The organism is Shimia gijangensis (assembly GCF_900142085.1).
GTDB lineage: Bacteria > Pseudomonadota > Alphaproteobacteria > Rhodobacterales > Rhodobacteraceae > Shimia > Shimia gijangensis.
In genome coordinates this window covers 54541-63029 of record NZ_FQZQ01000023.1, presented here as the reverse complement: position 1 = coordinate 63029, position 8489 = coordinate 54541, and the positions used below count along the sequence as shown (strand labels likewise).

11 protein-coding genes are annotated in these 8489 nt (G+C 56.1%); 5 read left to right on the top strand and 6 right to left on the bottom strand.

The window, feature by feature from the left end; genetic code table 11:
• Positions 1 to 850: amidohydrolase family protein (locus BUC32_RS16800; protein ID WP_139280764.1), on the top strand; the 850-nt coding region annotated here is incomplete at its 5' end.
• Between the two features lie 14 nt (positions 851 to 864).
• Here the strand turns inward: BUC32_RS16800 and BUC32_RS16795 are convergent.
• From BUC32_RS16795 to BUC32_RS16780, 4 genes are read right to left on the bottom strand one after another with little or no spacing between them, the layout of a single operon-like run.
• Positions 865 to 1110 (bottom strand): MoaD/ThiS family protein, encoded by a 246-nt coding sequence (locus tag BUC32_RS16795; protein WP_073255598.1) that lies wholly within the window; start codon positions 1108 to 1110, stop codon positions 865 to 867.
• Positions 1103 to 3352 carry a xanthine dehydrogenase family protein molybdopterin-binding subunit gene (locus BUC32_RS16790; protein ID WP_073255595.1) on the bottom strand — a complete coding sequence of 750 codons (2250 nt, stop codon included), beginning with the start codon at positions 3350 to 3352 and terminating at the stop codon, positions 1103 to 1105. The genes BUC32_RS16795 and BUC32_RS16790 overlap by 8 nt, the downstream gene beginning before the upstream one ends.
• Positions 3352 to 3831, bottom strand: a complete 480-nt coding sequence (locus BUC32_RS16785) for a (2Fe-2S)-binding protein (RefSeq protein ID WP_073255592.1) — start codon at positions 3829 to 3831, stop codon at positions 3352 to 3354. Before BUC32_RS16785 ends, BUC32_RS16790 begins: the two co-directional genes overlap by 1 nt.
• Entirely contained in the window at positions 3828 to 4694 is an 867-nt protein-coding gene (locus BUC32_RS16780) for an FAD binding domain-containing protein (RefSeq protein ID WP_073255589.1), read from the bottom strand. Before BUC32_RS16780 ends, BUC32_RS16785 begins: the two co-directional genes overlap by 4 nt.
• Between BUC32_RS16780 and BUC32_RS16775 the strand changes: the two genes are divergently transcribed.
• Positions 4683 to 4934, top strand: coding sequence for a hypothetical protein (locus BUC32_RS16775; RefSeq protein ID WP_139280763.1), 252 nt, complete (start codon positions 4683 to 4685; stop codon positions 4932 to 4934). The two genes, BUC32_RS16780 and BUC32_RS16775, sit on opposite strands and share 12 nt — an antisense overlap.
• Positions 4935 to 4973: 39 nt before the next feature.
• Positions 4974 to 5162: a hypothetical protein gene (locus BUC32_RS20450; protein WP_139280762.1), complete on the top strand. Its 189-nt coding sequence runs from the start codon at positions 4974 to 4976 to the stop codon at positions 5160 to 5162.
• Positions 5163 to 5165: 3 nt separating this feature from the next.
• Here the strand turns inward: BUC32_RS20450 and BUC32_RS16770 are convergent, their stop codons facing one another.
• The gene (locus BUC32_RS16770; protein ID WP_073255583.1) at positions 5166 to 5882 is read right to left on the bottom strand and encodes an RlmE family RNA methyltransferase; all 717 of its coding nucleotides are present in this window, start codon (positions 5880 to 5882) and stop codon (positions 5166 to 5168) included.
• Between the two features lie 13 nt (positions 5883 to 5895).
• The gene (locus tag BUC32_RS16765) at positions 5896 to 7008 is read right to left on the bottom strand and encodes a Ppx/GppA phosphatase family protein (RefSeq protein WP_073255622.1); all 1113 of its coding nucleotides are present in this window, start codon (positions 7006 to 7008) and stop codon (positions 5896 to 5898) included.
• Positions 7009 to 7233: 225 nt separating this feature from the next.
• Between BUC32_RS16765 and BUC32_RS16760 the strand changes: the two genes are divergently transcribed.
• Together BUC32_RS16760 and BUC32_RS16755 are read left to right on the top strand one after the other, a co-directional pair.
• On the top strand, positions 7234 to 7530 hold the full coding sequence (locus BUC32_RS16760) for a virulence factor (protein WP_073255580.1): 297 nt from the start codon (positions 7234 to 7236) through the stop codon (positions 7528 to 7530).
• 26 nt (positions 7531 to 7556) lie between these two features.
• A complete protein-coding gene (locus BUC32_RS16755; protein WP_073255619.1) occupies positions 7557 to 8480 on the top strand; it encodes a methylenetetrahydrofolate reductase in 924 nt (307 codons plus the stop codon).
• Positions 8481 to 8489: the final 9 nt, after the last annotated feature.

Below are 8489 nucleotides of genomic sequence, written 5' to 3'. Positions count from 1 at the left end.
GTCTCATGTCCCACTCCTTGGTGGTTACGATGAGCCAGAAACACTCCCTTATCAAATCACCCTATTTGGACCCATAAGCGCTGACGTCAGACATTACAAAGAACCCGCATGGGGGCCCTACCCGGTTGAGAGCATTATTGAACTGATGGACAGCAACGGCGTTGCGATGGGATTGGTTTCGTCTACGCCGGATGAAGGCACGATCATGCTCTGGGAATATGCGCCCAATCGGATTGTGCCAGAACTTCGCCCCTATCACGGGGATGCAGGCTCATCCAATTGGGCCAAATCTCCGGGTATGGATGCCTATCTTTTGCAGCGCCTGTTAGAGTATCCCCATGAAGGAATTGGTGAATTTCACATTCACAGCCTGGACTATTCGGACGAAGCCCTGTTTCGGTCGGTGATCAGAATGGCCAATGAACGTGATATCTTTTTGCACGTTCATTCCGGGCCAGATCCAATTCGCTGGCTTTATCAACTGGACCCAGAGGTCAAGATTATTTGGGCACACGCCGGATTGGGGCAAAGCGCGCGCACCGTGTATCAAGTGATGAAGGATCACCCCAATTTGGTGGCGGACACGTCCTTACGGGAACACGCCATTCTGGGCGAAGGCCAATCGCTTGATCCAGAATGGAAGCGGATCATTATGGCGTTTCAGGATCGTCTGATGGTCGGCAGTGACACTTGGGTGAACAGCCAATGGGATAATTATGATGCGATCATTTCATCTAATCGCCAGTGGTTGTCCTTGTTGCCCCGCGAGGTTGCCGAAAAGATTGCCTACAAAAATGCCGAGCGGCTTTTTGGTCGCAACATCTCAATGGAACTGATTGGTAAAAAATAGATCGCGTACTTTAACTACCCGCCCTTAAGGCGTTGTAAAAGAAAGACTTCACTGTCTTCTTTAACTGGTTCTCTGCGGCCTGTGGGGATAATCTCGCCGTCCACGGAAATGGACACCCCCGCCTTAATGACGGGGGCCATGCCGGGGTATCTGGCGACGAGATCATCAAGGATCTCGCCGACCGTTTTTCCGCTGACCTCAACCTTGTCCTTGCCGTCCGCAAAGCGGCGCAGCCCGGACCAGAGATTGATCTCAACCATTTTTCTGCGCCTTAAGAGCGGCCAGAATTTTGGGTGGTGTCATTGGCAGGCCACGCATGCGCAGGCCCGTGGCATCCGCAATGGCATTGGCCAAGGCCGGCAATGGCGGCGTGATACCTGTCTCACCTACCCCGCGCACACCATATGGGTGGCCGGGGTTTGGCACTTCGACAATCACCGTGTCGATCATCGGCAGGTCCGAGGCCACAGGAATACGATAGTCCAGGAAGACCGGGTTTTGCAGTCGCCCGTCCTCGCCATAGATGTATTCTTCGTTCAGCGCCCAGCCGATGCCTTGCGCGGCGCCGCCCTGGAATTGACCTTCAACATAGGCCGGATGGATCGCCTTGCCCGCATCCTGCACCACAAGATAGCGCAACACGGTGGTGTGGCCGGTCTCGGGGTCAATCTCAACATCCACGACGTGGGTGCCAAAGCTGCCGGAAAACCCTGTGGGTGAGCCTTCGTAGTGCCCCGAAATCGGGCCTCCTGTCTCACCCATTTCCGCGCAAATCTCGCCGATGCTCAGGGGATCAAACTCGCCTGCATTGGGGCCCGAAGGCTTGGCGCTTCCGTCTTCCCAAATCACCGCATCCGCATCAATGCCCCATTTGTCAGCCGCCCGTTTGCACATTTTTGTGATGCATTCTTCGGCAGCCTTGATGGTGGCCAGACCGCTGGCATACGTTGCGCGGCTGCCGTGGGTTGGCTCATTCACGCCCAAAGCACCCGTATCCGAGATGTTCACACGGACGTTTTCATAGGCAATTCCAAAGGCTTCTGCTGCCATCAGCGCCATGGATGCGCGGGAGCCACCAATGTCCGGCGTGCCCACAGATACGGTCACCGTGCCGTCTTCGGACATGGCGACTGACGCAGATGTTTCCCCGCCCCAGTTCATCCAGTACCCTGACGCCACACCGCGACCCTGATTGGGACCAAGTGGCATCTTGTAGTTCGCGTGATCACGCGCCGCTTCAAGACTCTCGACCAGACCTACGGGGCCAAACTTGGGACCAAAAGTTGAGCGCGTGCCATCTCGGGATGCGTTTTTCAGACGGGTTTCAATGGGATCAAGACCCAGCGTGCGGCACATCTCATCCACGGTGCTTTCAACTGCAAATGCTGCCATCGGCGCACCCGGCGCGCGATATGCGGCCTGTTTGGGGCGGTTGGTGATAACGTCATAGCCAATGTGGTGCACGTTTTCGATGGTGTAGTTGGCAAAGGCCAGCATGGTGGTGACATCCACCGGCGCGCCCGGAAAGGCCCCGCCCTGCATGCGGAACGTTCCATGAGCGGCGGTGATTTTGCCGTCCTTGGTCATGCCCATTTTGATATCCATCGATGCCGACGAAGTTGGTCCGGTTGCCCGCAACACTTCTCCGCGGTTCATCACCATTTTCACCGGGGCTCCGCCTGCTTTGCGCGACAACGCCAGCGACAGTGGTTCGATTGTGATGGTGGTCTTGCCTCCAAAGCCGCCGCCGATCTCTGATGGCGTAACGCGGATATTGGTGGTTTCGACTCCCAGAACAGCCGTCGACATGCGCCGAATGAACCAATGGCCCTGTGTGCAGCACCACAACTCTCCGCGCCCGTCGGCGCCCATCTGCCCCAAACAGGCGTGGGGCTCGATATAGCCCTGATGCGCGGCCTCAGTGGTATAACTGCGCTCTACCACCAGATCGGCTTCGGCAAATCCCTTGTCGAGATCGCCCATGCCGGTGTCAAAGAAACGCACCACATTCGGGTGCAGTCCTTCTGGCACCGAATAATCTGCCGCGCCTTCACGAATGGCCGGGGCGCCGTCTTTCATCGCCTCATCAACGTCGGTCACATGCAGCAGAACCTCATATTCGACCTCGATCAGCTTGGCCGCATCACGGGCGGCCAAGGGGCTGGTTGCCGCCACAGCGGCCACCGCATGCCCGTCATACAGCGCCTTTTCACCGGCCATTGCATTTTCTTGCAGATTCCAGTCTTCACCCTCAAGGCCCTCTGGAAAATCAGCGCGGGTAATGACCGCCTTGACGCCTTTCATGGCCAAGGCTTTTGACGCATCAATCTTGACGATTTTTGCATGCGCGTGCGGGCTGCGGACAACCGCACCATGCAGCATGCCGGGGACCGAAATATCGGCTCCGAAACGTGCGCGGCCCGTGACCTTGTCCAATCCGTCGGGTCGATTAGGAGTGGATCCGATCACTTTGAATTCATTGTTTTTATTGTCCAAAGCCATTACGAAGTCTCCCGCATTTCAGCCGCCGCATCCATAACGGCGCGAATGATTTTATCATAGCCGGTGCAACGGCAAAGATTGCCCGCCAGCCAATAGCGCAACTCTTCCTCGGTGGGATCAGGGTTCTTTTTCAAAAGCGCCTCAGAGGCCACCAGAATGCCGGGTGTGCAAACCCCGCACTGCAATGCAGCATGTTCAATGAACTTGGCTTGCAACGGGCGCAGGTTTTCACCATCTGCCATGCCTTCGATGGTTTTGATCTCTTTGCCCTCGGCTTCAACGCCAAGCATCAGACAGGAACACACCAGACGATCGTCCACTGTCACACTGCAGGCACCGCAATCGCCTGTGCCGCAACCCTCTTTAGAGCCGGTCAGATGCAGCTTGTCACGCAGACAATCCAACAGGGTTTCGCGCGGTTCACACAGGAACTCGGCTTGGTCACCGTTTACGGTGGTGGTCACATGAACCTTGCTCATTTTGTGTCTCCCTTGGCGCGCGCATAAGCGATTTTTGCAGCGCGTTTGGCCAGAACACCGGCCACATCTGTACGGAACTCAATGGTGCCGCGTTTGTCATCAATCGGCATACAGGCCGCTTCGGCTGCTGCGGCCAGCGCGTCCAATGCCGCATCATCCAGTGTCGTGCCGATAATGGCATCTGCCGCGTCCTGAACCAGACGCGCAGTCGGTGCCACCGCCCCTAGCGCCACACGGGCCTCAGTGACGATATCCCCATCAAGACGCAGGTTTACCCCACAGCCCACAACCGCGATATCCATCTCGGTGCGCGGAATAAATCGCAAATAGGCGTCTCCGCCATTGGCACCACGTGCCGGAATATGCACCGCGCTGACAACCTCACCCTTTTCAAGGCTGGTGCGCCCCGGCGCTGTTGGCACATCTTCCACGGCCACTTCGCGGGTCCCGTTCGGCCCTGTGACTGTCACAGTCACACCAGCCGCCATCATCCCAGGAGACGCATCACCCGCAGGGGACGCATTGCACAAGTTACCTACAAGTGTGGCGCGTCCCTGTACCTGAGTTGACCCAATCAGGCCCATGCCTTCGACCAATCCCGGCCAGTCCGCCATCAGGGCGGCGTGTTCGGTCATTTCTGCACCGGCCACCGCGACACCCAAATCCCAGCCGCCATCGCTGCGCCGCGTGATGTCCTTTACGCCGGCAATTTGTTTGACGTCGATCAGGTCGTCGGGCTCAACAATATCGGCACGCAATTGCACCAAAACATCTGTTCCTCCGGCCAAAAACCGGGTTACTCCAGTTGCCGAAGCGGCAATATTGGCAGCGTCCTCAAATGACGCCGGTGAATGAAAACGCATGTGTCCTCCGAGTATATTTGCGCGCGACTGCGCGACTCTTTGAAAGCACGTTATCCGTTCCAGACCCCTTTGCCGACCCCTGAAAACGACTATTTGAGCGTTTGTTCAGACTTTCTTGAAAAGCGCTGCCATGCGGGTGTTTTCGAAAACTCCCTAACAGCCGAATTGTGGCGAAATACCTTAAAACCGCCGGAAATCGGTGAAAATCCGGCCGCATTAATCCGTCATCAAGCGTTTTGATCGCACCTGCTCGTGTGATGATATCACTTGGAGAACCTAATGCGACCCTTGCCACAAGTCATGGCCAATTCCAACGCTGCCACGCGCCACAACCGGTTATTTGAACTGATCCGTCAGGGCAATCTTACGCAACAACGACCGGCAGAGTTTCTTCAGAAAACCCGTGTTTTATCGGCACAGGAAAAGTTTCGCGCAATGGCTTGCAACTCGCTGCGTCGTGCATCCTAAGAACTAGCCGCGGAAACCCATCGCCACCACAAATTTCTCCGAACTGTCCGAACGGCTGGATGGCGGCTTCATATTGAAAACTTTGGTGAATTTCTGCTTCAGGAGTTTTTGCAAATCTCCTTCGGCGCCACCGGCCAGAACCTTGGCCACAAAGGTGCCACCCTCTTCCAACACATCAAAGGCGAAATAGGCTGCGGCCTCGCACAAGGAAATAATGCGCAGGTGGTCGGTTTGCTTGTGGCCCGAACTGGATGCTGCCATGTCCGACATCACAACATCAGCCTTACCGCCCAGCCATTCCTTGACCTTGTCATCCGCGCCTTCGTCCATAAAATCCAGCTGGTGGAAGACACAGCCGGGGATTGGGTCAACTTCCTGTAAATCGATACCCAGAATTGTACCGACCTTTTTGCCCGGCTTTTCACCCAACGCATTCACCCGTTTAACAGCGACCTGACACCACCCCCCCGGCGCACAGCCAAGGTCCACGATCCGCGCGCCATTGACCAGAAACCGGTATTTGTCGTCCAGCTCCATGATCTTGAACGCCGCACGCCCGCGATACCCTTCGGCCTGCGCACGTTTCACATACGGATCGTTCAACTGTCGCTGCAACCAACGGGTTGAGCTGAGCGTACGTCCTCGCGCCGTTTTCACTTTGACCGTCAGATCGCGCTGTCCGCGTCCGGATGTGTTTTTACCTGTGGGTGTCTTTGCCATGATCTATTCCGCCTTAAAACGGTCCATCTTCTAATACGCCGTCGGCGCTCATTTGTGCGTATAACAAACCTTCTCGCAGACCGCGATCCGCAACTGACAACCGGTTTGTTGGCCAGCAGCGCAACAAGGCCTGCAAAATGGCCGAACCCGACATGATCAACGCTTGCCTGTCCTGCCCGATGCGCGGATCGCGACGCCGCCCAAGTGGTCCAAGAGCCAGATACCCGTGGATCACCTTATCGATCTGACCCGACGTCATCCGCAACCCGTCCACTTTGGTTCGGTCGTACCGGCGCAATCCCAGATGGCTGGCCGCGACCGTCGTCACAGTGCCGCTTGTCCCGATGATCTGGAACCCTTCACTGGGGGGCGCGTCTTTGTAAGGCGCAAACTCGGTCAGATTTTCCTCAAAAAACCAGCTCATCAAAGCAAATCTCGCGGCGTCGTCCTCAACGTCAGAAAACTGGTCGCGCAGGGTTGCCACGCCCAACGGTACCGAAATCCAATCCACAACCTTGGCTGCCGGAAACGGATTTTCTGCGTTCTTAAATCCAGAATGCAACCGCATGATCGCTTTTGGACGATCTCGTTTTGGCACATTGGCAAGGTCAATCCAGACCAGTTCGGTCGACCCCCCCCCAATATCGACGACCAGCAATTGTTCGGTCTTGGTACTGACCAGTGGCGCGCAGGAAATCACGGCCAACCGTGCTTCTTCTTCGGGTTCAATGATATCCAGCGTCAACCCGGCTTCGCGTTCGACCTGACGGATAAAGTCGCGTGAGTTGTGGGCGCGGCGGCAGGCTTCTGTCGCCACCAGACGCATATGACGCACCCGGTGCCGTTTGAGTTTCTGCTGGCAAATACGCAATGCCTGAATGGTCCGCCGCATAGAGCCATGCGACAAACGACCAGTGCTTTCCAAACCTGCACCAAGCTGCACAGACTTTGAAAAACTGTCCACCACATGAAACTGACTGCCCTTTGGTTGGGCAATCAGCATGCGACAGCTGTTCGTGCCCAAATCCAACGCGGCATAAAGCTCGCTCGGATCAGGCGATTTCGGCGCGGGGGTTTCAACCGCTTTAGGGAACGCGCCCGCACCTTTGGGACGCTTGGGCGCCATTAGTTGCGCCTCCATTTCGAGTTACTCTCAACCTAGTGACTTGCACACAGGCGCGCAATCCCTGCTGTGGCTCATCAAGATCATTAGGAATTTTCGGGTGAAAGGCGCTTTGACCCCGGCTAGACAGGATTTGGTCGCTGAATGCTGCCGTTCTGTCGAAAACGTGCACCATGGCGTACAACGGCTGATCTAGGAATGTGGACACTGAAACCAAGGAATCAGATCATGCCTGACGTCACTATCGTTTACTGGCGCGACATCCCTGCCCAAGTTATCGTGGGCAAAGGTCGCCGCGGCTCAAAAAAACAGCTCGCTGAGCGGTTTGAACAAGCGATCGATCGCGCCGCCATGAAAATTGGCGCCAAAGATGCCGATGCCTATCTGGCAGAATGGCGCAAAGCTGATCCCTATTCGGTTGAAGGTGAAGCGGCTGAGATTGTTGAGGCAGAAGCTGCCCGTCTCGAAGCCGAATTTGATCAGGACCGACTGAAAGCCCTGATTGCTAACGAAGGCCGCGCATGAGTGGCAAATCGCTTTGGGAGAACGCAATGGCGTTGTTGAGTTTCAAGAAAAAGTCGGACGCCGTGAAAACTGTGTCCCCCGAGGTCGAAGCCTTCTTGCAAGGCTATTCGATCGAAGTCATGCCCCGCACTGCGGCCAAGGTCGAAGATTTTCGCGCCTTGTTGCCCCAGGGCACGCGGGTCTACATCGCCCACATTGAAGGCACCCCCATCGAAGAGATGGTCGCCACAGCCAAGCGCCTGAATGAAGACGGCTATCCGGTGATGCCGCACTTCCCCGCCCGCATCATCAGGGATCAGGCGACGCTGGAAAACTGGATCGCCATGTACCAGGGCGAAGCCGACGTGAAAGAGGCGTTGCTTCTTGCTGGTGGCGTCGACAAACCGCACGGTGCCTATCATTGTTCTATGCAGCTTTTGGAATCCGGCGCATTTGACAAGGCGGGCTATACCCACCTGCACGTCGCTGGCCACCCGGAAGGCAATAAAGACATCGATCCCAAGGGCGGCAGTAAAAATGTTGACGACGCTCTGCGTTGGAAGCAAAAATTCTCGGAAACCACCGACGCCAAAATGGCCTTGGCCACACAATTCGCGTTTGAGGCTGGCCCGATCATCGACTGGGCCAATAGCCTGAAAGAAGCCGGCATCGATATTCCGGTTCATATCGGCATCGCGGGCCCTGCCAAGTTGCAGACCCTCATCAAATTCGCGATTGCATGTGGTGTTGGTCCTTCGCTCAAAGTCTTGCAAAAGCGTGCGATGGATGTGTCCAAGCTGTTGTTGCCCTACACCCCGAACGATGTGATTTCTGAGCTTGCCGCGCACAAGGCTGCGAACCCGGATTTCAACATCGAAAAAGTTCACTTCTTCCCGCTTGGTGGCATTAAAACCAATGCCAACTGGGCCATTGAAAACGGCGGCGCATCCACTGTGCCCGCCAACGCCTAAGGATTAACT